Here is a 487-nt window from a genome sequence, read left to right as displayed (position 1 = left end):
TACAAGGCTTGAAAAAAGAGAGCTCTCTTGATGATTCATCTTGGCAATATATGATAAGTAAGCTCGATAGAATTGGTGGGCTATATATATATCGCAATGGTATAAGAATCTTGCCGTATGGTGATTCAGATTATGATTTTTTAAGTATTGAAAAGAGAAGAACTAAGTCTGCTGGGGATTGGTTTTTTTCCTATCGCCGCCTTTTTGGATATATATCTGTATCTCATGAATATAATCCTACGTTGACTGAAAAAGCTGGTCGTGAAGGATTTAGGGAAAATCAAGCCTACCGTGATTTTAGATCGATACTTATTAACTTTTTTGAGCAGCTAGCTATAGAGTTTTTTAGAGATGCTTCACCTCAGTCCGATTATTGGGAAGCTAAGGAAGCTTTTAAAATACAAGATAAACTGTTACAGAAGCAGAAGAAAAAAGCCGATAATAGACGTTTTGATTTCAAGTCTGAATTAAGTGGTTTCTTTGATTA

At 34.7% G+C, this 487-nt stretch carries 1 protein-coding gene; it reads left to right on the top strand.

The window, feature by feature from the left end; all coding sequences use genetic code 11:
• On the top strand, positions 1-487 hold a 487-nt coding region (locus tag DBR30_RS21305), incomplete at both ends, for a hypothetical protein (RefSeq protein WP_219927586.1).

The sequence above is a fragment of the Aeromonas sp. HMWF017 genome (assembly GCF_003061465.1).
In the GTDB taxonomy this organism is placed as follows: Bacteria; Pseudomonadota; Gammaproteobacteria; order Enterobacterales; family Aeromonadaceae; genus Aeromonas; species Aeromonas veronii.
The sequence above is the reverse complement of the archived record's forward strand: the minus strand, read 5'-3'. Positions and strand labels throughout refer to the sequence as shown.